22 protein-coding genes are annotated in these 25,021 nt (G+C 70.9%); 5 read left to right on the top strand and 17 right to left on the bottom strand.

The annotated features are described in order from the left end of the window. Positions 1–185: 185 nt before the first annotated feature. Entirely contained in the window at positions 186–1,517 is a 1,332-nt protein-coding gene (hisS, locus tag BJ971_RS08825) for a histidine--tRNA ligase (protein ID WP_184991477.1), read from the bottom strand. Between the two features lie 29 nt (positions 1,518–1,546). Further along, positions 1,547–2,245 (bottom strand): MBL fold metallo-hydrolase, encoded by a 699-nt coding sequence (locus BJ971_RS08820; RefSeq protein ID WP_184991475.1) that lies wholly within the window; start codon positions 2,243–2,245, stop codon positions 1,547–1,549. Between the two features lie 164 nt (positions 2,246–2,409). On the opposite strand from BJ971_RS08820, the gene BJ971_RS08815 reads away from it, so the two are divergent. Both BJ971_RS08815 and BJ971_RS08810 read left to right on the top strand, forming a co-directional pair. Then, on the top strand, positions 2,410–3,300 hold the full coding sequence (locus BJ971_RS08815) for a peptidylprolyl isomerase (protein ID WP_184991473.1): 891 nt from the start codon (positions 2,410–2,412) through the stop codon (positions 3,298–3,300). A 65-nt stretch (positions 3,301–3,365) separates the two neighbouring features. Beyond that, the gene (locus BJ971_RS08810) at positions 3,366–4,196 is read left to right on the top strand and encodes a peptidylprolyl isomerase (protein WP_184991471.1); all 831 of its coding nucleotides are present in this window, start codon (positions 3,366–3,368) and stop codon (positions 4,194–4,196) included. A 63-nt stretch (positions 4,197–4,259) separates the two neighbouring features. On the opposite strand, the gene BJ971_RS08805 is transcribed toward BJ971_RS08810, so the two are convergent. Continuing rightward, a complete protein-coding gene (locus tag BJ971_RS08805; RefSeq protein WP_184991469.1) occupies positions 4,260–6,695 on the bottom strand; it encodes a RelA/SpoT family protein in 2,436 nt (811 codons plus the stop codon). A gap of 132 nt (positions 6,696–6,827) precedes the next feature. Beyond that, positions 6,828–7,388: an adenine phosphoribosyltransferase gene (locus BJ971_RS08800; RefSeq protein ID WP_184991467.1), complete on the bottom strand. Its 561-nt coding sequence runs from the start codon at positions 7,386–7,388 to the stop codon at positions 6,828–6,830. Between the two features lie 160 nt (positions 7,389–7,548). Between BJ971_RS08800 and BJ971_RS08795 the strand changes: the two genes are divergently transcribed. After that, entirely contained in the window at positions 7,549–9,138 is a 1,590-nt protein-coding gene (locus tag BJ971_RS08795; RefSeq protein WP_184991464.1) for a tetratricopeptide repeat-containing diguanylate cyclase, read from the top strand. Positions 9,139–9,269: 131 nt separating this feature from the next. Here BJ971_RS08795 and secF read toward each other — a convergent pair whose 3' ends face one another. The 6 genes from secF to ruvC form a co-directional block, all read right to left on the bottom strand. After that, complete coding sequence (gene secF / locus BJ971_RS08790; RefSeq protein ID WP_184991462.1) at positions 9,270–10,439, bottom strand: protein translocase subunit SecF; 1,170 nt, start codon at positions 10,437–10,439, stop codon at positions 9,270–9,272. Between the two features lies 1 nt (position 10,440). Then, complete coding sequence (gene secD, locus BJ971_RS08785; protein ID WP_184998738.1) at positions 10,441–12,342, bottom strand: protein translocase subunit SecD; 1,902 nt, start codon at positions 12,340–12,342, stop codon at positions 10,441–10,443. 239 nt (positions 12,343–12,581) lie between these two features. Further along, positions 12,582–12,968: a preprotein translocase subunit YajC gene (gene yajC, locus BJ971_RS08780; protein WP_184991460.1), complete on the bottom strand. Its 387-nt coding sequence runs from the start codon at positions 12,966–12,968 to the stop codon at positions 12,582–12,584. Between the two features lie 134 nt (positions 12,969–13,102). After that, entirely contained in the window at positions 13,103–14,170 is a 1,068-nt protein-coding gene (gene ruvB / locus BJ971_RS08775; RefSeq protein WP_184991458.1) for a Holliday junction branch migration DNA helicase RuvB, read from the bottom strand. Further along, positions 14,167–14,769 carry a Holliday junction branch migration protein RuvA gene (gene ruvA / locus BJ971_RS08770; RefSeq protein WP_184991456.1) on the bottom strand — a complete coding sequence of 201 codons (603 nt, stop codon included), beginning with the start codon at positions 14,767–14,769 and terminating at the stop codon, positions 14,167–14,169. The genes ruvB and ruvA overlap by 4 nt, the downstream gene beginning before the upstream one ends. Continuing rightward, on the bottom strand, positions 14,766–15,296 hold the full coding sequence (ruvC, locus tag BJ971_RS08765) for a crossover junction endodeoxyribonuclease RuvC (RefSeq protein WP_184991454.1): 531 nt from the start codon (positions 15,294–15,296) through the stop codon (positions 14,766–14,768). Before ruvC ends, ruvA begins: the two co-directional genes overlap by 4 nt. Before the next feature lie 216 nt (positions 15,297–15,512). On the opposite strand from ruvC, the gene BJ971_RS08760 reads away from it, so the two are divergent. Next, positions 15,513–16,064, top strand: a complete 552-nt coding sequence (locus BJ971_RS08760; protein WP_184991452.1) for a hypothetical protein — start codon at positions 15,513–15,515, stop codon at positions 16,062–16,064. 160 nt (positions 16,065–16,224) lie between these two features. After that, complete coding sequence (locus tag BJ971_RS08755; protein ID WP_184991450.1) at positions 16,225–18,588, top strand: ATP-binding cassette domain-containing protein; 2,364 nt, start codon at positions 16,225–16,227, stop codon at positions 18,586–18,588. Between the two features lie 230 nt (positions 18,589–18,818). On the opposite strand, the gene BJ971_RS08750 is transcribed toward BJ971_RS08755, so the two are convergent. The 7 genes from BJ971_RS08750 to pgsA all read right to left on the bottom strand — a co-directional run bounded on the left by BJ971_RS08750 (position 18,819) and on the right by pgsA (position 24,787). Beyond that, the gene (locus BJ971_RS08750) at positions 18,819–19,574 is read right to left on the bottom strand and encodes a YebC/PmpR family DNA-binding transcriptional regulator (RefSeq protein WP_184991448.1); all 756 of its coding nucleotides are present in this window, start codon (positions 19,572–19,574) and stop codon (positions 18,819–18,821) included. Positions 19,575–19,598: 24 nt separating this feature from the next. After that, entirely contained in the window at positions 19,599–20,207 is a 609-nt protein-coding gene (gene pdxT, locus BJ971_RS08745) for a pyridoxal 5'-phosphate synthase glutaminase subunit PdxT (protein WP_184991447.1), read from the bottom strand. 257 nt (positions 20,208–20,464) lie between these two features. Beyond that, a complete protein-coding gene (gene pdxS, locus BJ971_RS08740; RefSeq protein WP_184991445.1) occupies positions 20,465–21,373 on the bottom strand; it encodes a pyridoxal 5'-phosphate synthase lyase subunit PdxS in 909 nt (302 codons plus the stop codon). Positions 21,374–21,516: 143 nt separating this feature from the next. Beyond that, positions 21,517–22,050, bottom strand: coding sequence for a hypothetical protein (locus BJ971_RS08735; RefSeq protein ID WP_184991444.1), 534 nt, complete (start codon positions 22,048–22,050; stop codon positions 21,517–21,519). 34 nt (positions 22,051–22,084) lie between these two features. Then, complete coding sequence (locus BJ971_RS08730; protein WP_184991443.1) at positions 22,085–23,239, bottom strand: glycosyltransferase family 4 protein; 1,155 nt, start codon at positions 23,237–23,239, stop codon at positions 22,085–22,087. 13 nt (positions 23,240–23,252) lie between these two features. Next, positions 23,253–24,158 carry a phosphatidylinositol mannoside acyltransferase gene (locus BJ971_RS08725; protein ID WP_239087329.1) on the bottom strand — a complete coding sequence of 302 codons (906 nt, stop codon included), beginning with the start codon at positions 24,156–24,158 and terminating at the stop codon, positions 23,253–23,255. Further along, entirely contained in the window at positions 24,155–24,787 is a 633-nt protein-coding gene (gene pgsA, locus BJ971_RS08720) for a phosphatidylinositol phosphate synthase (RefSeq protein WP_184991442.1), read from the bottom strand. Before pgsA ends, BJ971_RS08725 begins: the two co-directional genes overlap by 4 nt. Between the last annotated feature and the right edge of the window lie 234 nt (positions 24,788–25,021).

Here is a 25,021-nt window from a genome sequence, read left to right as displayed (position 1 = left end):
GGAATCTCTATCCCATAAAGCACGTACCTGACATTAAGCACACACGACGGACTCTGGGTCGGTAACGGGACAGAAAGCGTTCCCTGGTACCAATTTCTTCCAGGTGGTAGAAAATCAGGCGCGCAAAGAACGGTGGACGGCCCGCGGGTGCGGGCCGTCCACCGACGGTCAGAACAGGTGAGCGGTCAGGCGTCGGAGATCAGCGGGCGCAGGTCCGCGGCCGGCGCCTGCCAGGTGGCGGCGTCCGCCTCCACCTGCTCGCCCGAGCGGATGTCCTTGATCGTGTCCGCCTCGCCGTCCGTACCCGGGAACCAGACGTACGGGATGCCGCGCCGCTCGGCGAAGCGGATCTGCTTGCCGAACTTCGCCGCCGACGGCGCCACCTCGGTGCTGATGCCGCGGCGGCGCAGCGCCTGTGCGATCCGGTCGCAGACCGGGCGCAGCTCCTCGGCCGGCAGCGCCACCACGACGCAGGTCGGCACGCTGCGCGAGACACCGAGGGCGTTGCGGCCGAAGAGCAGGCCGAGCATCCGGGTCACCCCGATCGAGATGCCCACGCCCGGGAAGCGCTCGTTGCCCGACGTCGCCAGGTTCTCGTAGCGGCCGCCGGAGCAGATCGAGCCGAACCGCTCGTAGCCCCGCATCTGGGTCTCGTAGACCGTGCCGGTGTAGTAGTCGAGCCCGCGGGCGATCTTCAGCTCCGCCCGGACCAGCCCGGGCGCGTACTCGGTCGCCGCGTCGACGACGCCGGCCAGCTCCGCCAGGCCCTCGTCCAGCAGCGGGTTGTCGACGCCGAGCGCGCGGACCGCGTCGACGAACGACGTGTCGTCGGTCGAGATCTCCGCCAGCTTCAGGCAGGCGGCCGCCTGCGCGTCCGTCGCACCCGCGGTCTCCACGAGCAGAGCCGCCACCTTGTCCGGGCCGATCTTGTCGAGCTTGTCGATCGTCCGCAGCACCTGGTCGGGATCCTCCAGGCCCAGGCCGCGGTAGAAGCCCTCACAGACCTTGCGGTTGTTCACCTGGATCGTCACCGGCGGGATGGGCAGCGACGCGAAGGCGTCCCCGATCACCAGCGGCATCTCGGTGTCGTAGTGGAACGGCAGGTTGTCGCGGTCGACGACGTCGATGTCGGCCTGCATGAACTCCCGGTAGCGGCCCTCCTGCGGGCGCTCGCCGCGCCAGACCTTCTGGATCTGGTAGCGCCGGAACGGGAACTGCAACCGGCCGGAGTTCTCCAGCACGAACCGGGCGAACGGCACGGTCAGGTCGAAGTGCAGGCCGAGCGAGTCGTCGCCCTGCGCACCGGGGTCCTCCTGCAGGCGGCGCAGGACGTAGACCTCCTTGGAGGTCTCGCCCTTGCGCAGCAACTGGTCGAGCGGCTCGACGGCGCGGGTGTCCAGCGGCGCGAAGCCGTAGAGCTCGAAGGTCGCGCGGATCCGCTCGATGACGTTCTGCTCGATCATCCGCTGCGCGGGCAGCCACTCCGGGAAGCCGGAAATGGGCGTGGGCTTGCTCATGGTGCTCGTTCTCCTCGCCGGGAAAAGTCTCAGAGGCCCCGGCCGGGCGCGGCGGTCAGTTCCCGCAGGTACGGGTTCGCCACGCGCTCGCGGCCGATCGTGGTTTCGGGTCCGTGGCCGGGCAGCACGACGGTGTCGTCGGCCAGCGGCAGGATCTTGTCCCGCAGGCTGGCCAGCATCGTGTCGGTGTTGCCGCCCGGCAGGTCGGTGCGCCCGATGGAGCCGGCGAAGAGCACGTCACCGGAGAGGCAGATCTGCTCCGCCTCCCACGGTGAGCCCGCGCCGGGCAGCCGGAAGAGCACCGACCCGCCGGTATGGCCGGGCGCGTGGTCGACGACGATCTCCAGCCCCGCCAGCGACAGCGTCATGCCGTCGGTCAGCTCGGCGACGTCGTCGGGCTCGGTGTACGGCAGCCGCCCGCCGAACAACGAGCTCAGGTCCATGCTCAGCGCCTTGGCCGGGTCGGCGAGCATCTCCCGGTCGGCCGGGTGCACATACGCCGTGATCCCGCGGGCGCCGCAGACGGGCGCGACCGAGAAGGTGTGGTCCAGGTGCCCGTGCGTCAGCAGGACCGCGGCCGGGTGCAGGCGGTGCTTGGCCAGCACGTCGTCGAGGCGGTCGAGCACGCCGATGCCCGGGTCGACCACCAGGCACTGCTCGCCGGGGCCCGGGGCAACCACGTAACAGTTGGTGCCGAAGGCATCGGCCGGAAAGCCGGTGACGAGCACTCCGCACCCCTCTCTAGCGGTCCGTCTTCGCCCGCAAGCCTAGTGGGACGCACGGTACACACCGTGACGGAACCTCGCACACCACATTCCCAGCGGCTACCCGTACACTCTTGCGGGCGTGTGGCGTGGCGCACCGACAAGAGTTTAAGGAAGGGGAGCGCTCCGTGGCTTCCAGCAAGGACAGGGCGCGGAAACTGGCGCGCGAGAAGCTCGACCGGCAGCTTGCACGCCGGGCGGGTAAGCAGCGCCGGCGCCGGCAGATCCAGGCCGGGCTCGGTGCCGCCCTGGCGCTCCTGTTGATCGTGGGTGGCGTGGCGTGGCTGGGCGGTGCCTTCGACGACGACGAGCCCGCCGACACCAGCGCCGCCGAGCAGTGCCTGTGGACCCCGCAGAACACCACGGCGAACCCGGAGCTCAAGGACGTGGGCCAGCCGCCGACCACCGGCATCCCGATCACCGGCACCCGGCCGATGACGATCACCACGGACAAGGGCGAGCCGATCGTGGTCAGCCTGGACCTGGCGAACGCGCCGTGCAGCGCCGCGAGCCTGACCCACCTGGCGTCGAAGCAGTTCTTCGACAACACGACCTGCCACGAGATCACCGCCGAGGGCGCGATCCGCTGCGGCGACCCCAGCGGCACGGGTCAGGGCGGCCCGTCGTACTCGGTCTACAGCGAGAACATGCCGGTGGCTCCCGCGCCCGAGCCGAGCGCCTCCGCGGGCGCCGCCGCCGCGAAGCCGGCCGCGCCGCTCTACCCCAAGGGCACCGTGGCGATGATCGGCAATCCGCCCGGCTCCAACGGCAGCCAGTTCCTGATCTTCTACAAGGACTTCACCCCGAAGACGGAGCCGCAGTACCCGATCGTCGGAACGGTCACCGGGGGCATGGCGACCGTCACCAAGCTCGGCAAGATCCCCACCGTGGCGAACACCGCGGGCGACAAGGTCACCCCGAAGGACAAGATCGCAGTTCAGAGCATCACCGTCGGCGAGCCCAGTGCCGAGCCCGCCGTCGTCCCGTCGGCCGCCCCCTCGGCGTCCCGCCAGTCCTGATTTCCACGGATCAGACCCGTCCCGACATAACCCCTCACCGCACCGAGGCATACAGGAGGAACACCGTGTCGTCGATCAAGGACCGGCAGCGCGCGGCGGCGCGGGCCCGGCTGGAGAAGGAGATGGCCGAGCGCGCGGCCTCAGCGCGCAAGCGCCGGCAGCGTCAGGCCATTATCGGCTCGACTCTGGGGGTCCTCGTGATCGCCGGCGCGGCCTTCTGGATCATCAACGTGCTCGGCGACGATGACAAGAAGGACACCAACACCGCCGCGGCACCCCCCGCCGGCACCGTCGCGTGCACCTGGATCCCGGAGGACGGCAGCAGCGGGGCCAAGGTCAAGGACGTCGGCACTCCCCCGCCGAACGTGCCGAACGTCGGCAAGGCCACGCTGACCATGGACACCAACCTCGGCACGATCGTCGCCGACGTCGACCAGTCCAAGGCACCCTGCACCGCGGGCGCCTTCACCCACCTGGCGAGCAAGCAGTTCTGGAACGACACCAAGTGCCACCGCCTCACCACCGAGGGCATCAAGGTGCTCCAGTGCGGCGACCCGACCGCGACGGGCAAGGGCTGGCGCGAGAGCGACGGCTCCGGCGGCCCCAGCTTCCGCTACGCGGAGGAGAACCTGCCGGTAAACGCCAAGCCGCCGTACCCGAAGGGCACGATCGCGATGGCGAAGACCAGCGCGCCGAGCAGCACGGGCAGCCAGTTCTTCATCGTCTACGAGGACACCGAGCTGTCGCCCGACTACACCGTCCTCGGCACGGTCACCAAGGGCATGGACGTCGTCGAGGCGGTTGCCAAGGCGGGCAGCGACAACTCCAACGGGCAGGGCGACGGCCACCCCAAGAAGGAGATCGTCATCAAGCAGCTGACGATGGCCGGAGCCTGATCACGCGAACATGAGGAGGGGGCGGGCCGAATTCGGCCCGCCCCCTCCTTCGCTTTTCCCGTGTCAGGCGCCCGAGGTCACCCGGTAGGCGTCGAAGACACCGTCCACCTTGCGCACCGCGGCGACGAGGTGGCCCAGGTGTTTCGGGTCGGCCATCTCGAAGGTGAAGCGGCTGACCGCCACTCGGTCGCGAGTGGTGGTGACCGTCGCGGAGAGGATGTTGACCCGCTCCTCGGAGAGCACCCGGGTCACGTCGGCGAGCAGCTTGTGCCGGTCGAGCGCCTCCACCTGGATGGCGACCAGGAACGTCGACGCGGACGTCGGCTTCCAGCTCACCTCGACGACGCGCTCGCTCTGCTCCCGCAGGTCCTCCGCGTTCGCGCAGTCCTCCCGGTGCACGCTGACGCCGCCGGAGCGGGTCACGAAGCCGAAGACGGCGTCGCCCGGCACCGGGGTGCAGCAGCGGGCGAGCTTCACCCAGACGTCGCTGACGTCCTTGACCACGACGCCGGGGTCCTGTGCCGTGCTGCGGTTGCGCGGCGGCCGGGTCGCGACGGCGGTCTCGGCGATGTCCTCGACCGCGCCCTCCTCGCCACCGAACCCGGCGACGAGCTTCTGCACGACCGACTGTGCGGAGACCGCGCTCTCGCCGACCGCCGCGTACAGCGAGGCGACGTCGGCCAGGTGCAGGTCGCGGGCGATGGTCGTCAGGTTGTCGCTCGTCAGCATGCGTTGCAGGGGCAGGCCCTGCTTGCGCATCGCCTTGACGATCGCTTCCTTACCGTCCTCGATCGCCTCTTCGCGGCGCTCCTTGTTGAAGTACTGCCGGATCTTGGTGCGGGCGCGCGGGCTCTTGACGAAGCCGAGCCAGTCCTGGGTCGGGCCGGCCGTTGCCGACTTCGACGTGAAGATCTCGATGACGTCGCCGTTGGACAGCGTGGACTCCAGCGGCACCAGCTTGCCGTTCACCCGGGCGCCGATGGTCTTGTGGCCGACCTCCGTGTGCACGGCGTAGGCGAAGTCCACCGGCGTCGAACCGGTCGGCAGCGGGATGACGTCGCCCTTGGGGGTGAAGACGTACACCTCCTGGCTGGACAGGTCGAAGCGCAGCGCGTCCAGGAACTCGCTCGGGTCGCTCGCCTCGCGCTGCCAGTCCAGCAGCTGCCGCAGCCACGTCATCTCGTCGATGTGCGCGGGCGGGCCCACGATCGTGGCGCCCTTCTGCTCCTTGTACTTCCAGTGCGCGGCGATGCCGAACTCCGCCGTGCGGTGCATCGCGAACGTCCGGATCTGCATCTCGACCGGCTTGCCGGACGGGCCGATGACCGTCGTGTGCAACGACTGGTACATGTTGAACTTCGGCATCGCGATGTAGTCCTTGAACCGGCCCGGCACCGGCTGCCAGTTCGCGTGGATGACGCCGAGCGCGGCGTAGCAGTCGCGGACCGTGTCGACCAGGATGCGCACGCCGACCAGGTCGTAGATGTCGTTGAAGTCGCGGCCCCGGACGATCATCTTCTGGTAGATCGAGTAGAGGTGCTTCGGGCGGCCGGTGGTCTCCGCCTTGATCTTCGCCGACTTGAGGTCGAGCTGGACCCGCTGGGTCACCTGGCGCAGCAGCGCCTCACGCTGCGGCTGGTGCTCGCCGATCAGGCGGTTGATCTCCTCGAACCGCTTCGGGAACAGCGTCCCGAAGGCCAGGTCCTCGAGCTCCCACTTGATCGTGTTCATGCCGAGGCGGTGTGCCAGCGGCGCGAGGATCTCCAGCGTCTCCTTGGCCTTCTGCTCCTGCTTGGGCCGCGGCAGGAAGGTCAGGGTCCGCATGTTGTGCAGCCGGTCGGCCAGCTTGATGACCAGCACCCGGGGGTCCTTGGCCATCGCGACGACCATCTTGCGGATCGTCTCGGCCTTGGCGGCGTCGCCGAGCTTGACCCGGTCGAGCTTGGTCACGCCGTCGACGAGCAGCGCGACCTCGCCGCCGAAGTCGGCACGCATCTGCTCAAGCCCGTAGTCGGTGTCCTCGATCGTGTCGTGCAGCAGGGCGGCCACCAGCGTCGTGGTGTCCATGCCCAGATTCGCCAGGATCGTGGCGACCGCGAGCGGGTGGGTGATGTAGGGGTCGCCCGACTTGCGGTATTGCCCGGAGTGCCAGCGCGCGGCCACGTCGAAGGCGCGCTGGAGTGCCCGGCCGTCGGCCTTGGGGTGGCTCGCCCGGTGCGTGGCGATCAGCGGCTCGAGGACCTCGCTGACCTGGGTGCTCTGCCAGGGCGCGTTGAAGCGCGCCAGCCGGGCACGGACCCGGCGGCCCGTTGGTGCGCTGGCCAGGCCGAAGCCGCTGCTGGGCTCGTCCGCCGGGGAGAGTGGCTGGGTGGTCTCGATGTCGTGCGTCTCCCCGGCGGCCGACGGCTCGGGCCTGGGGGCCTGGGTCGTCTGTTCCGGGGCGCTTTCGCCGGTCGGTTGCACCGTGCCCTCCGCCTGCGGGGCGACGTCGCTGGACACCGGCCTCCTCACACCATCGCCTGGGACCGCTGGGTCCTCACCTGGTTGAAAACGCCATCCTACCCGCCCCCACTACCCGCTTGGCCCGGCCCGAACCTCCGAAAGAGTGCCGCCGTAAGGGGCGTAAAAGCATCAAACGGTCAATAGCGCATGGACCGTACGCGGTGCCAGGCGCGCGCGCCCGTCCAGGAAGCTCAGCTCCATCAGGACCGTGAAGCCCGCGACGGCGCCACCGGCCCGCTCGACCAGTTCCAGGGCCGCGAGGGCCGTGCCGCCGGTTGCCAGCACGTCGTCCACCACCAGCACCCGCTCACCGGCCGCGAACGCGTCCTCGTGCACCTCGAGGGTCGCCTCGCCGTACTCCAGGGCGTACGAGACGGAGTGGGTCCTGCGGGGCAGCTTGCCGGCCTTGCGCACCGGCACGACGCCCTTGCCGGTCGCGTACGCGATCGCCGCGGCGACCACGAAGCCACGCGCCTCGACGCCCGCGACAACGTCGAACGAGTCCGGGCCGTGGTAGGCGACGATCTCGTCGATGACCTGCCGGAAGACCTCCCCGTCGGAGAAGAGCGGCATCAGGTCCTTGAACAGGATGCCGGGCTTGGGGAAGTCGGGCACGTCCACCACCCGGCTCGCCACGAGAGCGGCGGCCTCCGGGCCGCTGTCGCCGCGCACCTCTTGAGTCTCAGTCACGCGCCACAGCCTAGACAGGCCGACGGCCCGCGACCGCGTAGGTGGGGGCGGGCGCTGAAATCGCCACTGTTACCTCAGTTGTCGATGCCCGGAGCCGATTGCGATCCAGTGGAGGACCGGACCTGGAGGGGCCGTGGAGTGCAGCGCGGACAGTGGCGCAATGGGTGCCGAGGCGTTGTCGGCCGCCCTGCTGGCGATCGACGAGCAGATTGTCACCGACGCCGTGGCCGGGCTGGCCGCCGTGGCCGGGCTGCTGCGGCAGGCAATGGCGATGGGCGATGAGGGCCTGGTCATGCGCGCCCGCCTTCAGCATGCCCGCTTGAGTATGCGGATCGGCGAGATCACCGGGGTTGCCCGGGAGGTCTCCGACATCCTGCAGTGGGCCGCCCAGCACGGCGAGCGCCAGCTGGAGGCCCGCGCCCACATGCTGTTCGCGAACATCCACGAGCTGAGCGGCGACGCGGCCCGAAAACTGGAGCACGCGCTGAGCGCGGTCGAACTGCTCGACGAGACCGCCACCGCCCCCCAGCAGATCGCGGCTCGCACCCGGCTCGGTGACGCGCTGGCCGCGACCAGCGCGATGGACTCTGCGGGGCTGCAATACCAGCAGGCCGAGGAGCTGGCCCGGAAAGCACAGCGGTGGGACCTGCTGACCAACGGCGTGCTCAACAACTGGGCCTACTACGCCTACATCTGCGGCGACATCGCCCAGGCCCGTGAGGTCGCCGGCCAGATGATGACGGCCGCCGACAGGCACGGAGTCGAACTCGCTCCCTCGGGGCTGCACACGATCGGGGAGATCCAGGCCGCCAACGGCGAATACGCCGAAGCCGAGCAGACGACGCTGGCCTGCATCGCCCGGCACGACGCCGGGCACATCAACCACGCCGATGATCTGGCCTACTACCGGCTCACCCTGGCCCGCGCCCGGCGTGGGCTCGGCGACCTCGTCCAGGCTCAGCAGCACCTCGACGCCTGCCGCGAACTGTGCGCGGAACTCGACCTGCACGAACTCCTGGCCCAGGTACACGGGGAACAGGCCGAACTGCACGCCGCCTGCGGCGACCACCACGCGGCATTCACCCAGCTGAAAGCATTCATCGCCGCCCGCGACAACCTCAGCTCACGAGAACGCGAAGCCCAGGCCCAGGCGCGCCAGGCCATGTTCGAAACCACCGAAGCCCGCCAGCAAGCCGAACAGTTCCGCGAGCAGGCCCGCCGCGACCCCCTCACCGGCCTGCACAACCGCCGCTACGCCGACGAGGAACTGCCCGCCCTCATCACCAGCGACCCCGGCCTGACCCTGGCCATCGCCGACATCGACCACTTCAAACGCATCAACGACACGCTCTCCCACGATGCCGGCGACCAGGTCCTCATCCAGGTCGCAAAGATCCTCGATACCGAACTCGCCGCCGAAGTCCCTCACGGCTTCACCGCCCGCCTCGGCGGCGAAGAATTCCTCCTCGTGCTTCCCGCCACCGCCCTGGCCGCCGCGACCGCCGTCCTCAACCGCATACGGCACGCCGTCAGCGCCTACGACTGGCACGACACCGCCGGCGGCCTGCCCGTCACCATCAGCATCGGCGCCGGCGCCACCAGCGAAACCACGCCCTCCGGCCAGACCGCCACCCTCGCCAGCGCCGACCGCAACCTCTACGCCGCCAAACACCAGGGACGCAACCGCGTCGTCACCGGCACCCCCCGCGACAAACTCCCCCGCGCCTACCGCGACCGCGACATCACCTGAACACCCAGCCCAGCATGATCACGCGGCACACAGCGCTTGGCCGGCCCCGGAGGTAAAGCACAAGCTCAGGGCCTGTCTCGGAAAGGGGCGAGCGCCGCGGCCCGCCCACCTTTCCGAAACAGGCCCAAGCTTCAGCGGCGCTTCTGGCCGCCGCTGGGGCGGTTGCCGGCGCCGCCGCGGGTGCCGCCGCGCTTGGCGGCCGGCCGCGCGCCGGGCCTCGGCGTGGAACCGGCCAGCGCCGGCGCCTCCTCGGCGTCGGACTTGCCGGAGCGGGGCCGCTCGCCGCGGGCCACGTCGCCGGAGCGGGCCGCGGAACGCCGGGCCAGGACCCGGGCGTTGTGCGACTTGATCCGGGGCTCCTGGTTCTTGAGCGCCACCAGCATCGGCGCCGCGAACAGGATCGAGGAGATGACGCCGAGACCCATGCCGACGAAGAGCACCAGGCCGAGGTCCTTCAGCGAGCCGGCGCCGAGCAGGCCGGCGCCGATGAAGAGCAGCCCGCCGACCGGCAGGAGCGCGACAAGGCCGGTGTTGATCGAGCGCATCAGCGTCTGGTTGACCGCCAGGTTGGTGGCCTCGGCGTACGTCTGAGCGGTGCCGCCGGTGATCCCGCGGGTGTTCTCCTGAACCTTGTCGAACACCACGACCACGTCGTAGAGCGAGAAGCCGAGAATGGTCAGGAAGCCGATCACGGTCGACGGCGTCACCTCGAAGCCGACGAGCGAGTACACGCCGGCCGTCAGCACCAGGTCGATCAGCAGCGACATCACCGCCGCGACCGCCATCCGCCACTCGAAGCGCACCACCAGGTAGCCGAGCACCAGCACCAGGAAGATGCCCAGGCCGAGCAGCGCCTGCTGGGTGACCTGGGTGCCCCAGGCCGCGGAGACCCGGTCGTCGCTGATGTCGTCCGGCGACACCTTCAGGTCGGCGGCGACGGAGTTCTTGATCTCCGTCGACTTCTCCTGGCTCAGCGCGGCCGTGCGGATGGTGTAGACGGCGTCGGCGCCCTTGCCGACCTGCTGCACCGGCCCGACGTTCGCCTCCTCGGCGACACCGGCGGTCTCGACCGCCCGGGCCATCGCGCTCTGCGCCTCGGCCTGGGTGCCCGTGGAAGCCGGGATCGCGAACTGCGTGCCACCGGCGAACTCGATGCCGAGGTCGAAACCGCGGAGGACGAAGCTGCCGAGGGCGACGATCAGCAGCCCGGCGAAGATCCCGAACCACATCTTGCGGCGACCGACGATGTTCAGGTTCGCCTCGCCGAGGTAAAGGCGTTCGGCAAGACCCTTGCTGGCCATGTCAGGCCTCCTTGACATCGGTCGAGACACGCTGCTGCTGCTGCTTCATGGCGCGGCCGAGACCGCTGACCCGCGGCGACATGAACGCCTTCGTGTTGGCGAACATCGTCATGATCGGATGCCGGAACAGGAACACCACGACGAGGTCGAGGATCGTCGACAGGCCCAGCGCGAACGCGAAGCCCTTTACCGCGCCGATCGACACGATGTAGAGCACCACCGCGGCCATGATCGTGATCGTGTTGGCGGAAATGATGGTACGCCGCGCGCGGACCCAGGCCCGCGGTACGGCGGCGCGCGCGCTGCGCCCCTCGTGGATCTCGTCCTTGAGTCGCTCGAAGTAGATGACGAACGAGTCCGCCGCGACGCCGAGCGAGACGATGAACCCGGCGATGCCCGCCAGGGTCAGGGTGAAGCCCGTGGTCCGGCCCAGCACCACCAGGGCGCCGAAGGTCAGCAGGCCGGACAGGAGCAGGCTCAGGAAGATGACCGAGCCCAGCAGGCGGTAGTAGAAGAACGCGTAGATCGCGACCAGGCCCATGCCGATCGCGGCGGCGAGCAGGCCCGCCTCGAGCTGCTTCTTACCCAGCGTCGCCGAGACCGTCTTGGTCGCGGCGGCCTCGAAGGTGACCGGCAGCGCGCCGTAGGTGATCTGGTCGGCGAGCTCCTTGGCGCTCGCTGCGTCGAACTGGCCGGTGATCTGCGACTGGCCGGTCAGCACGCCCTGGATCTCGGGGGCCGAGATGACCTCCTTGTCGAGCACGACCGCCACGAGGCAGTGCGTCGCGCCGGTCGACAGCGCCTGCGCCGCCGCGAGACAGGGGTCGTCCGCCGCCGGCTGGAACGCCTCGCGGGTCAGCGCGGTCCACTTCTCCTGGCCCTCGGACGTGAAGTCGAGCGAGACGACCCACTGGCCCTGCTGCTGGTCAAGCTGCGGGGTCGCGCTGTCGATGTCGGTGCCGACGACCTTCGCGACGTCGAGGAACATCTTGGCGCCGCTCTGGCAGGCGACCACCTGCTCGTCGACCGCGTCGATCGCGCCGTTCGGCCGCTTGTCGAGCTGCTCGCAGCTGATCGTCGGCACGTTGAACTGCATCTCCGGCGTGAGCGCGTTGACCTCTTCGCCGGTGAGCGTGCTGAACGCCTTGAACGGCAGGCCGGCGGCCGGGTCGGTCTGTAGGTCGACCGGCGCGGTCAGCTTCTCGGCCGCCGTCCAGGCCGCCGGGCCGACCTTCTTCTCGATGGCGGCGCGCTGCTGCTTCTTCTTCTCGTTGACCGGGACCGGAGCCGGTGCCGCGGAGGCGGACGGCTTCGGGGCCGGCGCGGACGCGCTGGCGCTCGGGCTCGGGCTCGGACTCGGCGCCAGCTCGCCGCCGCCCTGGCCGCCGGACGGCGACGCGGTGACCTTCGGGCCGGGGCTGGTGTTCGCCTTCGGCGCGACGCTGCCGCTCGGCTTCGGCGCGGCGCTCGCGCTGGCGCTGGGTGCGGCCGACGGCGGGGCCACCGCGACGGCGGCGTTGTCGCCGGTCGCCTTGAGCACCTTGCGGAAGCGCATCTGCGCGGCCTGGCCGACGTTCTTCAGCTGGTCCTCGGCCTCGCCGGCCACGGAGACCACGATGTTGGTGTTGCCCTCGATGACCACCTCGGCCTCGGCGACGCCGAGCGCGTTGACCCGCTGGTCAATGATCTTGCGGGCCTCCTCCATGCTGCTGCGCGGCGGCGGCTGCCCGTTGCTCATCAGCGACGCGACGTAGGTCGCCTGGGTGCCGCCGACGAGGTCGAGCCCGAGCTTGGGGTGCAGCCGGTCGGTGAAGCTGCCCGACGCGCCCGGCCCGAAGAAGACCAGCGAATAGAGGATGACGAAGAGGAGACCCAGCACGGCGAGCTGCCGCCCGGGATGCATCTGTCCCTGTGGTGGTCGTGCCACGACTGTCGATCTCCTCGTGCTTTTCGGCCGGCGGGAGCGCGCGGCGCTGGGGATTGTGTGGGTCGGGCGGTCTTGGACCGGAAACGAGTTTCCGGCCGATTTGCCCGGCGACGATTATTCACAACTACGGGCCGCACGGCTGCCCCGCCCCGCGGCCTGCTGTGTTTTCCGTGGTCACGGCCCGCCCGTAGCGGCGGGCCGTGCACGGCGGATCGTCAGTCCTTGGACTTGCGGGTCTCGACGACCGGGCTCTCGATCGGGGTCTCCTCGACGGTCTCGGGCTCGTCGTCGGCCGGCTCCGGCACGACGTCGGACGCAGACGACACGACCCGGGCGATGGCCGGGCGGGCGAAGCGGACGTTGACACCGGGAGAGATCTCCACCGTGATGACGTCGTCGTCGACGGACACGACGGTCGCGTGCAGGCCGCCGATGGTCACGATGTCGTCGCCGGGGCCGAGCGCGGACTGCATCTGCTGGGCCTCACGGCGGCGCTTCTGCTGCGGACGGATCATCATGAAGTACATGACGCCGAAGAGCAGGACGATCAGAAGCAGAGGCATGAAGCTGCCGCCGCCCTGCGCTTGAGCTGCGATAAACACGAAGACGACCTTCCATGGGGCCTCCGGCGCGGCTCAGGGCACACGACGGGGCGATATACACAATCCCGTGCGAACGGCGGGGAGTCTAATCCCTCTACCTGGGAACTCCGTACGCGGCACGCGTCACGTTCACATTACGGAGGGGATTCCGCATCCCGGGCGAAGAGGTCGGGCTGATTCGGCGGAACGCCCCGGCCCTCGGGGGGCTTGCGGCCCAGGTGCAGCCAGCCCGCCTCGGTGGCGACCCGGCCACGCGGCGTCCGCGCGAGCAGGCCGGCCCGGACCAGGAACGGCTCGCACATCTCCTCGACGGTGTCGGACTGCTCCCCCACCGCGACCGCGAGCGTGGAGAGGCCGACCGGCCCGCCCCGGAACGAGTCGATGAGCGCCCGCAGCACCGCCCGGTCCAGCCGGTCGAGCCCGAGCTGGTCGACGTCGTAGACGGTGAGCGCCGCCTTGGCGGTGACCTCGTCGACCACGCCGTCGCCGCGGACCTCGGCGTAGTCGCGGACCCGGCGCAGCAGCCGGTTGGCGATGCGCGGCGTGCCCCGCGACCGGCCGGCGATCTCCGCGGCGCCGCCGGGCGTGATCGGCACGCCGAGGATGCGGGCGGAGCGGTGCAGCAGCGCGTCGAGCTCGGCCGGCGAGTAGAAGTCCAGGTGCGCGACGAAGCCGAAGCGGTCGCGCATGGGCCCGGAGAGCAGCCCGGCCCGGGTGGTGGCGCCGACCAGCGTGAACGGCTCGACATCGAGCGGGATCGCGGTGGCGCCGGGGCCCTTGCCGACGATCACGTCGACCCGGAAGTCCTCCATCGCGCTGTAGAGCAGCTCCTCGGCCGGCTTGGCGATGCGGTGGATCTCGTCGATGAACAGCACGTCGCCCTCGGCGAGCCCGGTGAGGATCGCGGCGAGATCGCCGGAACGCTCGATGACCGGGCCGCTGGTGGTCCGGATCCCGGTGCCGAGCTCCGCCGCCACGATGTTGGCGAGCGTCGTCTTGCCCAGCCCGGGCGGGCCGGACAGCAGGATGTGATCGGGCGGCGTGCCCCGGCCCTGCGCGCCACGCAGCAGCAGCTCCAGCTGGTCGCGCACCCGGTGCTGCGCGATGAACTCGGCCAGGCGGCGTGGCCGGACGCTCACCTCCGCGTCGAGCTCCTCGTCGCCCGCGAACGGGGAGACCAGGTCGTCGGGGCCGTCGGTCATCGGGTGCGGCCCAGCAGGCGGATGGCCTGACGCAGCAGCACCGGAACGGCCGGCACCTCGCCGTCGATCGACTCGGCGACGGCGGCCACCGCCTGGTCGGCCTGCTGCGCGGACCAGCCGAGCGCGATGACGCCCTGGCGCACCTGGTCCTGCCAGCCGCCGGCCAGGGCGCCGGCCACGCCGTCGGCGCCGGTCGAGACGGCGCCGATGCGGTCGCGCAGCTCCAGGACCAGGCGCTCGGCGCCCTTCTTGCCGATGCCGGGCACCCGGGTCAGCGCGGCGAGGTCACCGCCGGCGATCGCGCGGCGCACGACCTCGGGCTGGTGCACGGCGAGCACGGCCTGCGCCAGCCGCGGGCCGACGCCGCTGGCGGTTTGCAGCAGCTCGAACAGGTGCTTCTCGTCGTCGTCGGCGAAGCCGTACAGGGTCAGCGAGTCCTCGCGCACGACCATGCTCGTCGACAGCCGGGCCTGCTCGCCGGCCTTGAGCCCGGCGAGCGTCGCGGGCGCGCACTGCACCTGCAGGCCGACACCGCCGACCTCGATGACGGCGCTGTCTGGGGCGATCGCGGCCACCACGCCGCGCACGCTGGCGATCATCGTCGGACTCCTCCCCTGCGAGCCGAAGCGGCGGCAGCCTGGATGCGGGCGCGGGTTCCGCCGCGCCAGATGTGACAGATGGCCAGGGCGAGCGCGTCCGCGGCGTCGGCCGGCCGCGGCGGCGCGTCGAGCCCGAGCAGCCGGGTGACCATGCTGGTGACCTGCGCCTTGCCCGCGGTGCCCGACCCGGTGACGGCGGCCTTGACCTCGCTGGGCGTGTAGGTCTGCACGGGCAGCCCGGCCCGCGACCCGGCCAGGATGGCGATCGCGCTGGCCTGGGCGGTGCCCATGACGGTGCGCGTGTTGTGCTGGCTGAAGACCCGCTCGACCGCGACGCTGTCCGGCTTGTGCTCCGCGACGAGCTCGCCGAGCGCGGTGTCGAGATGCAGCAGGCGCAGGGCGATGTCCTCGTCGGGCTCGGAGTACACCACGTAGTAGCCGATCAGCTTGCCGGGCCGGCCGGGGACGCCCTCGACCACGCCGACGCCGCACCGGGTCAGGCCGGGGTCGATGCCAAGCACCCGCAAAGCAAGCCCCCTCGACTCGGACGTGTGTTCGACACCCTATTACCTGCCGTCCCGCCCGCATCCACCGACACACGGGTGTGCCGCGGGCGCACCTTGCGTTGCGTGCGCGCCGCGGCCGCACCCGCGTTTGCGCGGGTGCGGCCGCACCTTGCGCGGGTGTGCCCGCGGCGCCGACCATGGTGGCGGGAGGTCGCCATGGCACACCTAATTCCGCCGATGGACGACGAACCGCCCGCCGAGTTCGTCGCGTTCGTGGCCGGGCGGCTGGCCTCCCTGCGCAGCGAGACGGCCCGCCTGGTCGGCGGCGAACGCTTCGCGCCCGAGGTGTACACCGAGGTGCTGACCGACCTCGCCGGGCACTGGCGCCGCCTGTGCTGGCGCAGCCGCCTCAGCCACCGGGACGCGCACGCCGAATACCTGGACCGCCGCCTCACCGCCCGCACCCGGCAGTGGCGCGAGGAGCAGATCTACCCGGTCGAGGTGAGCGTCGCCGGGCACGACCCCTGGCCGGCGCCGGCGACCCCGCCGACCCCGGCGGCCCTGTACCGGCGCCCCGCGCCGGTGGCGCAGACGGTCGCACACCGGCTCGCGCCGCTGCTGCCGACGACGGCCCGGGCCGAGGCCCAGGTGCTCGCCGAGGCGGGGATCGCGTGGGTGCACGCCTACCGCCGCTACGTCTGGCGGCGCTACGCCCGGATGTGCGGCGGGATCGTGCTGCTGATCGGCTACCTGGTCCAGTTCATGTCCCAGTTCTCCACACCGAGCTGATCAGGAATCGAGAAGCACCGGCCCGGGGCCGCACGTAGCGTTACCGCCATGGACGCCCGGCGGTTTCCACACGCCCACGGCTCCAGGACTGACGGGCTCGCGGCCCGGGCCTGTCACACGTAGCTGCTTAGATCACGCAAGGCCAACAGATGGGGAGACGATGTCGCCTGAACCGCACGTCGCCGACAGTCACGACCTGATCCGCGTGCAGGGCGCCCGCGTGAACAACTTGAAGGACGTCAGCGTCGAGATCCCGAAGCGCCGGCTGACGTTGTTCACCGGCGTCTCCGGCTCGGGCAAGAGTTCGCTGGTGTTCGGCACGATCGCCGCGGAGTCCCAGCGGATGATCAACGAGACCTACAGCGCCTTCCTACAGGGCTTCATGCCGACGCTGGCCCGGCCCGAGGTCGACGTGCTGGACGGGCTCACCACGGCAATCATCATCGACCAGGAGCGGATGGGCGCCAACGCCCGCTCCACGGTGGGCACCGCGACAGACGCCAACGCGATGCTGCGCATCCTCTTCAGCCGGCTCGGCGATCCGCACATCGGCTCGCCGCAGGCCTACTCGTTCAACGTCGCCTCGATCAGCGGCGCGGGCGCGGTCTCCATCGAGCGGGCCGGACAGACCATCAAGGAGCGTCGCAGCTTCAGCATCACCGGCGGCATGTGTCCGCGCTGCGAGGGCCGGGGCTCGGTGACCGACATCGACCTGACCGCGCTCTACGACGACACCAAGTCCCTCAACGACGGCGCGCTGACCATCCCCGGCTACAGCATGGATGGCTGGTACGGCCGCATCTTCAGCGGCTGCGGCTTCTTCGACCCGGACAAGCCGATCAAACGGTTCACCAAGCGCGAGCTGAACGACCTGCTGTACAAGGAGCCGACCAAGATCAAGGTCGAGGGCATCAACCTGACCTACGAGGGGCTGATCCCCAAGATCCAGAAGTCGATGCTCTCCAAGGACGTCGACTCGCTGCAACCGCACATCCGCGCCTTCGTCGAGCGGGCGGTCACGTTCACGACCTGCCCGGAGTGCGACGGCACCCGGCTGTCCGAGGCGGCCCGGTCGTCGAAGATCAAGGGCCTCAACATCGCCGACGCCTGCGCGATGCAGATCAGTGACCTCGCCGATTGGCTGCGCAAGCTGAAGGAGCCGTCCGTTGCGCCGCTGCTCACGTCGCTGCGGCACACCCTCGACTCGTTCGTCGAGATCGGCCTCGGCTACCTCTCGCTCGAACGCCCGTCGGGCACGCTGTCGGGCGGCGAGGCGCAGCGCATCAAGATGATCCGCCACCTCGGCTCCTCACTCACCGACGTGACCTACGTCTTCGACGAGCCGACCATCGGGCTGCACCCGCACGACATCCAGCGGATGAACAACCTGCTGCGCCAGCTGCGCGACAAGGGCAACACCGTGCTGGTCGTCGAGCACAAGCCGGAGGCGATCGCGATCGCCGACCACGTCGTCGACCTCGGCCCGCGCGCCGGCACCGAGGGCGGCGAGGTGGTGTTCGAGGGCACCGTCGAGGGACTGCGGGCCAGCGGCACGCTGACCGGGCGGCACCTGGACGACCGCGCCACGCTCAAGCCCTCGGTGCGCAAGCCGACCGGGGTGCTGGAGGTGCGCGGCGCGGACACCAACAACCTCCAGGACGTCGACGTCGACATCCCGCTCGGCGTGCTGATGGTGCTGACCGGCGTGGCCGGTTCGGGCAAGAGCTCGCTGATCCAGGGCTCGGTGGCCGGCCGGGAGGGCGTGGTCACCGTCGACCAGAGCGGGATCAGGGGCTCGCGGCGCAGCAACCCGGCGACCTACACCGGGCTGCTCGAGCCGATCCGCAAGGCCTTCGCCAAGGCCAACGGCGTGAAGCCGGCGCTGTTCAGCGCCAACTCCGAGGGCGCCTGCCCCAACTGCAACGGCGCCGGCGTGGTCTACACCGACCTGGGGGTGATGGCCACGGTCGCCACCGTCTGCGAGGTGTGCGAGGGCAAACGGTTCATGGCCGAGGTCCTGGAGTACACCCTCGGCGGCAAGGACATCAGCGAGGTGCTGTCGATGTCGGTGACCGAGGCCGAGGCGTTCTTCGGTGCCGGTGAGGCCCGGACGCCGGCCGCGCACGCGATCCTCGCCCGGCTCGCCGACGTCGGGCTCGGCTACCTGAGCCTCGGGCAGCCGCTCACCACGCTGTCCGGCGGCGAGCGGCAGCGGGTCAAGCTCGCCACCCGCATGGCCGAGAAGGGCGGCGTCTACATCCTGGACGAGCCGACCACCGGCCTGCACCTGGCGGACGTCGAGCAGCTGCTCGGCCTGCTCGACCGGCTCGTCGACTCCGGCAAGTCGGTGATCGTCATCGAGCACCACCAGGCGGTAATGGCGCACGCGGACTGGATCATCGATCTCGGGCCCGGCGCCGGCCACGACGGCGGCCGGATCGTCTTCGAGGGCACGCCCGCCGACCTGGTCGCCGACCGCTCGACCCTCACCGGCCAGCACCTGGCGGAGTACGTGGGCGCCTGACGGGAGGTGCCTCACCGGAAGCGCCAGACCCCGGGGCGCCTGACCGGAGGGGCCTGACGGGAACGCCAGACCCCGGGGCGCCTGACCGGAGGGGCCTGACGGGAACGCCAGACCCCGGGGCGCCTGACCGGAGGGGCCTGACGGGAACGCCAGACCCCGGGGCGCCTGACCGGAGGGGCCAAGACCTCGACCAGTGCCGCCGCGTCGAAGACGCGGCGGCACTGGTCGGGCTACATGTCGAGCAGCGCGAGCGTCTCGTCGGAGACGTCGAAGTTGGCGTAGATGTTCTGCACGTCGTCGCAGTCCTCGAGGACGTCGATCAGCTTGAACACCTTGCGGGCCGCGTCCTCGTCGACCGCCACCGTCATGCTCGGCACCAGCGGGGACTCGGCCGACTCGTAGTCGAGGCCGGCGTCCTGCAGGGCCGTGCGGACCGCGACCAGGTCGGTCGGCTCGCTGACGATCTCGAACGACTCGCCGAGGTCGTTGATCTCCTCGGCGCCCGCGTCCAGCACGGCAAGCATGAGGTCGTCCTCGCTGACGCCGTCGGCCTTCTGCACGATCACGACGCCCTTGCGGGAGAACATGTAGTTCACCGAGCCGGCGCCGGCGAACGCGCCGCCGTTGCGGGTCAGCGCCGTGCGTACCTCGGTCGCCGCGCGGTTGCGGTTGTCGGTGAGGCACTCGATCAGCATCGCGACGCCGTTCGGGCCGTAGGCCTCGTACACGATCGTCTGCCAGTCGGCGCCGCCCGCCTCGAGGCCGGAGCCGCGCTTGACCGCGCGGTCGATGTTGTCGTTCGGTACGGAGCTCTTCTTCGCCTTCTGGATGGCGTCGTAGAGGGTGGGGTTGCCGGTCGGGTCTCCACCGCCGATGCGCGCCGCGACCTCGACATTCTTGATCAGCTTGGCGAACATCTTGCCGCGCTTGGCGTCGATGACGGCCTTCTTGTGCTTGGTCGTCGCCCACTTGGAGTGGCCGGACATGCGAAACCTCCGTGGTCTACCGCGTTAACGAGCGTCGTCTGCGGCCCGGCGGACCAGCTCGACGAAGTACCGGTGGACGCGGAGGTCGCCGGTTAGCTCCGGGTGGAAAGCCGTGGCGAGCAGGTTCCCCTGCCGAACGGCGACAATCCTACCGGCGGCGGGTCCGGACGTGACGCGGCCCAACACGCTGACTTCCGCGCCGACCTCCTCGACCCAGGGTGCGCGGATGAAAACGGCGTGGAAGTCAGGGCCGGCGATGCCGTCGATCGCGACGGCGGCCTCGAACGAGTCCACCTGCCGGCCGAAGGCGTTGCGCCGCACGGTCATGTCGATGCCGGCGAACGACTCCTGATCGGGCCGGCCGTCCAGCACCGTGGTGGCGAGCATGATCATGCCGGCGCAGGAGCCGTAGACGGGCATGCCGCCGGCGATGCGCTTGCGGATCGGTTCGAGCAGCCCGAACGTGATGGCCAGGTTGCTCATCGTGGTGGACTCCCCGCCGGGGATGACGAGGGCGTCGACCTCCTCGAGCTCCTCGGGCCGGCGCACCGGCCGGGCCAGGACGTCGCTCTCCGCGAGGGCGGACAGGTGTTCCCGCACGTCGCCCTGGAGGGCGAGCACTCCGATGTTCATGAGCTCCTCAAATGGTTTCGCCAATCACGCAGAAGGAAGGGCGCAGGGTCCTGTTCTGGAGCGACAGCTCCTCGGGACCCTGCGCCCGGCCTCGGCGTGAGCGACGGTCAGCACCATGCAACCAGGCACGACATGGTCCTGCCGTTGATCTTCAACTGCCCGCGCCTCGGCGGGAGCGACGGTAACCATGCAACCAGGCACGACAGCCGAATTTGATCTTGCCGGTTGGCCTACCAGCCGCGATCTTGTCTTTAGATTTACCAGCCACGCTCGGCGAGGCGGTGCGGCTGCGGGATCTCGTCGACGTTGATGCCGACCATTGCCTCGCCCAGGCCGCGCGAGACCTTGGCGATCACGTCGGGGTCGTCGTGGAACGTGACGGCCTTGACGATCGCGGCGGCGCGCTGCGCGGGGTTGCCGGACTTGAAGATGCCGGAGCCGACGAACACGCCCTCGGCGCCGAGCTGCATCATCATGGCGGCGTCGGCCGGGGTGGCGATGCCGCCCGCGGTGAACATGACCACCGGCAGCTTCCCGGCGGCGGCCACCTCCTTGACCAGGTCGTACGGCGCCTGAAGCTCCTTGGCCGCGACGAACAGCTCGTCCTCGGGCAGCGAGGTCAGCCGGCGGATCTCGCCCCGGATGGTGCGCATGTGCGTGGTGGCGTTGGAGACGTCGCCGGTGCCGGCCTCACCCTTGGACCGGATCATGGCGGCGCCCTCGGTGATCCGGCGCAGCGCCTCGCCCAGGTTGGTGGCACCGCAGACGAAGGGAACCGTGTAGGCCCACTTGTCGATGTGGTTGGCGTAGTCGGCCGGGGTCAGCACCTCGGACTCGTCGATGTAGTCGACGCCGAGCGACTGGAGCACCTGCGCCTCGACGAAGTGCCCGATCCGGGCCTTGGCCATCACCGGGATCGAGACGGCGTTGATGATGCCGTCGATCATGTCGGGGTCGCTCATCCGCGAGACGCCGCCCTGTGCCCGGATGTCGGCGGGCACCCGCTCGAGCGCCATGACGGCCACGGCGCCGGCATCTTCGGCGATCTTGGCCTGCTCCGCGTTGACCACATCCATGATCACACCGCCCTTGAGCATCTCGGCCATCCCCCGCTTGACGCGGGCGGTACCGGTGACGGACGTGGGCGCGCTCTCCGAGCTGGACACAGCGAAACTCCTCAAGGTGGGTGGACTGCCCCGATTTTAGGCGCGTCGCGGCGGGCCGCCGATGGCCAATCAACCCCACGGTGGCCTGCTTACCCGGTGCCAAAAACCCGACGATCATGGGGTAACGCGACATTCCAGTCGCGTCAGGTGGCCGCCTCGACCGGGACCGGCGGCTCCGGGATCGGGCCCCGGCCCGCCGCGGCGGGCTCCGGCAGGGTCGGATCCGCGATCTCGAAGTAGCCGGGCCGCTCGTAGCCGCGCGCCATCCGCAGCAGCCGGACCAGCGGGCGCCGCCGCGCGGTCAGGGCGTCGCGGACCAGGTCGGTGTGCACCTGCCGGGCCAGCGCGACCCGCCGGCTCGTCGCGACCAGCGCGTGCGCCGCCTCGTCCGGCGCCGCCAGCGGGACCGACCGCAGCTGCCGGGTCAGGTCGTTCTCCGCGACCTCGCGCTCGTCCTGCTCGGCGTCCAGCGCGAGCCGGGCCGCCGCGTAGAGCTCGACGGACGCCGCGTGCTCCGCCACCACCGCGGCCGCCGCCGCGCGGCGCATGAGGTGTGCGTCGAGCGCCCGGCGGGCCGAGGCCGCGCGGACGTGCACCCGCTCCACCCGGTGTGCGGTCCAGGCCAGGTACCCCGACAGAGCGGCCGCCACCGCGAGCACACCCAAGACCCACCACATGCGGGCATCGTAGCGACGACTTGTTTCGCCGGGCCTACGCCCCGGACCGTGGGCCCGCCCACTCCTCGTCGAAGACCCGGCCGTCGGTCGCCTCGATCGCCGCGGCGTAGACCTCGAGAATGCGGTCGGCCACGCTCGGCCAGTCGTACGCCTCGACCGCGGTGCCGGCGGCCGCCGCCAGGGCCGCCCGGCGGCCGGGGTCGTCCAGCAACTCGCCGAGCAGCGTCGTCAGCGCCGCCACGTCGCCGGTCGGGAAGAGCGCGCCGGCGCGGCCGCCGTCGAGCACCCGGCGGAAGGCGTCCAGGTCGCTCGCCACGATCGCCGCGCCGGCGGCCATCGCCTCGGTGAGGATCATGCCGAAGCTCTCGCCGCCCGTGTTCGGCGCCACGTAGAGGTCGACGCTGCGCAGCATCCGGGCCTTGTCGGCCTCGCTGACCAGGCCCAGGAACTCGACCCGGCCGTGCAGCTCCGCCGGGATGCCGTCGAAGAGCTCGTCGCGGTCGCCCGGCCCGGCCACCAGCAGCCGCAGGCCGGGCCGTTCCCGTGCCAGCGTGACGAACGCCGTACGCAGCAGGTCGAAGCCCTTGCGCGGCTCGGTGAAGCGGCCGAGGAAGCCCAGCGCCCCGCCGTCGCCGGGCCATCCCGGCAGGGGCTCGGCCGCGGCGAACTTCGCCACCGCGACGCCGTTGGGAATCTCCACCGCGCCGCCGCCCAGGTGCTCGACCTGCACCTTGCGGGCCAGCTCGCTGACCGCGATGCGCGCGGTGATCTTCTCGACCACCAGCTGGAGCATGCCCTGTGCCGCCGACAGCGCGCGGGAGCGGATCATCGCCGTGTGGAACGTCGCCACGACCGGGCCGCGGGCGGAGAGCACCGCGAGCAGGGCGATGCTCGGCGTCAGCGGCTCGTGCACGTGCAGCACGTCGAACCTGCCGCGGGCCAGCCAGCGCCGGACCCGCGCGGTGGACAGCGGGCCGAACGAGACCCGGGCCACCGAGCCGTTGTAGGGCAGCGGCAGCGCCCGGCCGGCGGCGACCACGTACGGCGGCAGGTCCGCGTCCTCGTCGGCGGGCGCCAGCACGCTGACCTCGTGTCCGAGACCGATCAGGGCCTCGGCCAGGTCGACGATGTGGTTCTGCACGCCGCCCGGCACGTCGAACGAGTACGGCGAGACGATCCCGATCCGCACGCCGGCCCGCCCCTCAGCCCCGGGGCTTCTGGTCGAGCCACATCTTCTGGAGCATGTGCCAGTCCTGCGGATGGTCGGCGATGCCGAGCGCGAACGCGTCGGCCAGCCGCTGGGTGGTCACCTGCACCCGGTGGTCGAGCGCGCCCTCGGCCGGGTCCGGCAGCGCGATGCGGCGCATCTTGCCGACCGTGCGGTCCGGCGTGAACCACAGGTCGACCGCGTAGAGCGGCGCGCCGGTCCGCAGCGCCAGCAGGGCCGGCCCGGCGGGCATCCGGGTGCGGCCGCCGAAGAACCGCACCTCGACGCCGCGCGCGGACAGGTCGCGATCGGCGAGCAGCGCCACCGCGTAACCCTGCTGGGCCCGCTCCGCGAGCACGTCGAGCGGCGCGCGCTCGCCGCCGGTGAGCGGGACCACCTCCATGCCGAGCTTCTCCCGGTACGCCACGAAGCGCTCGAAGACGCCCTCGGGCTTGAGCCGCTCGGCGACGGTGATCAGGTTCCAGCCGTTGGAGACCACCCAGGCGGCCGCGGCGTCCCAGTTGGCGACGTGCGGCAGGGCGAGCACGACACCGTTGCCCTCCTTGAGCACGGCGTTGAACTCGTCGGCGTCCTCGAGGTGGAAGTCGGTGAGGAAGTCCTCCTTGCGCTGCGAGGGCAGCCGGAAGGCCTCCATCCAGTACCGCGCGTACGAGCGCAGGCCGGCCCGGACCAGCTCGTCCAGCTCGGCCTCCGGCAGGTCGGGGCCGACGACCGTGCGCAGGTTGCGGCGCAGCCGCTGGGTGCCCGGGCCGTTGCCGCGTGCCGCCCGGTCGGCGCCGGCGTTGAACAGCGCCCGGGCCGCGGGCAGCGGCAGCGTCCGGGTCAGCCGCCAGCCGGCGGCGTAGCCCAGCTCGGTCAGCCGATCGCGCCCGGAGCTCACGCCGGGTCACCCGCGGCGGGAGCCTTGTCCGACTTCGCGGCGTGGACCAGTCGCTGAAGGACCGTGATGAGTGACAGCACGGCGAGGAACCATAGCGTGGCCGGCAGGCCCCACTCCAGGCCGGCGGCGCCGAGCAGGCCGCCGACGCCGACGATGAGCAGCCGCTCGAGGCGCTCGGCGATGCCGACGTCCGCGTCCAGGCCGAGGCTCTGCGCGCGGGCCTTGACGTAGGAGACGACCTGTCCCGCGGCGAGGCAGATCAGCGCGGCGACCAGGCCACCGTACGGATTGCCCAGGCCGGCCAGGTAGTAGGCGACGGCGCCGAACACGGCGGCGTCGGCGAGCCGGTCCATCGACGAGTCGAGCAGCGCGCCGAACTTGCCGGACGGGCCGCGCATGCGGGCCATCGTCCCGTCGAGGGCGTCGGTGAGCGCGAACGCGGTGACGATCACCGTGCCCCAGAAGAGCTCGCCGCGCGCGCCGAAGCCCAGCGCGCCGATCAGGACGCCGACGGTGCCGGCGACGGTGACCATGTTGGGGGTGACACCGAGGCGGAGCAGGAATCGGGCGGCGGGATTGAGGACGTACGACACGAGTGCGCGCGCGGGCACGCTGACGATCTTTGCCATGGCCGTCCCACCATAACGGCGCCCGACCACAACGGGTACGGCCTGCGTCACGCGTCGCCGGATCGTCACAAAGGCCGGTTCGTAACTACAAAGGGTTGCGGCGGCGACTGCGCTGGGTGTCAGATCCAAGGACGGGGACGTAACAGCCAGGGAACACTGAGGGCTGCCCGCCCTGGGCACGGCCGAGTGCCGGGTCCGGGAGAATGGGCGCCGACCGGCTGCCGACAGGAGGGC

Source organism: Amorphoplanes digitatis (assembly GCF_014205335.1).
GTDB classification, from domain to species: domain Bacteria; phylum Actinomycetota; class Actinomycetes; order Mycobacteriales; family Micromonosporaceae; genus Actinoplanes; species Actinoplanes digitatus.
The sequence above is the reverse complement of the archived record's forward strand: the minus strand, read 5'-3'. Positions and strand labels throughout refer to the sequence as shown.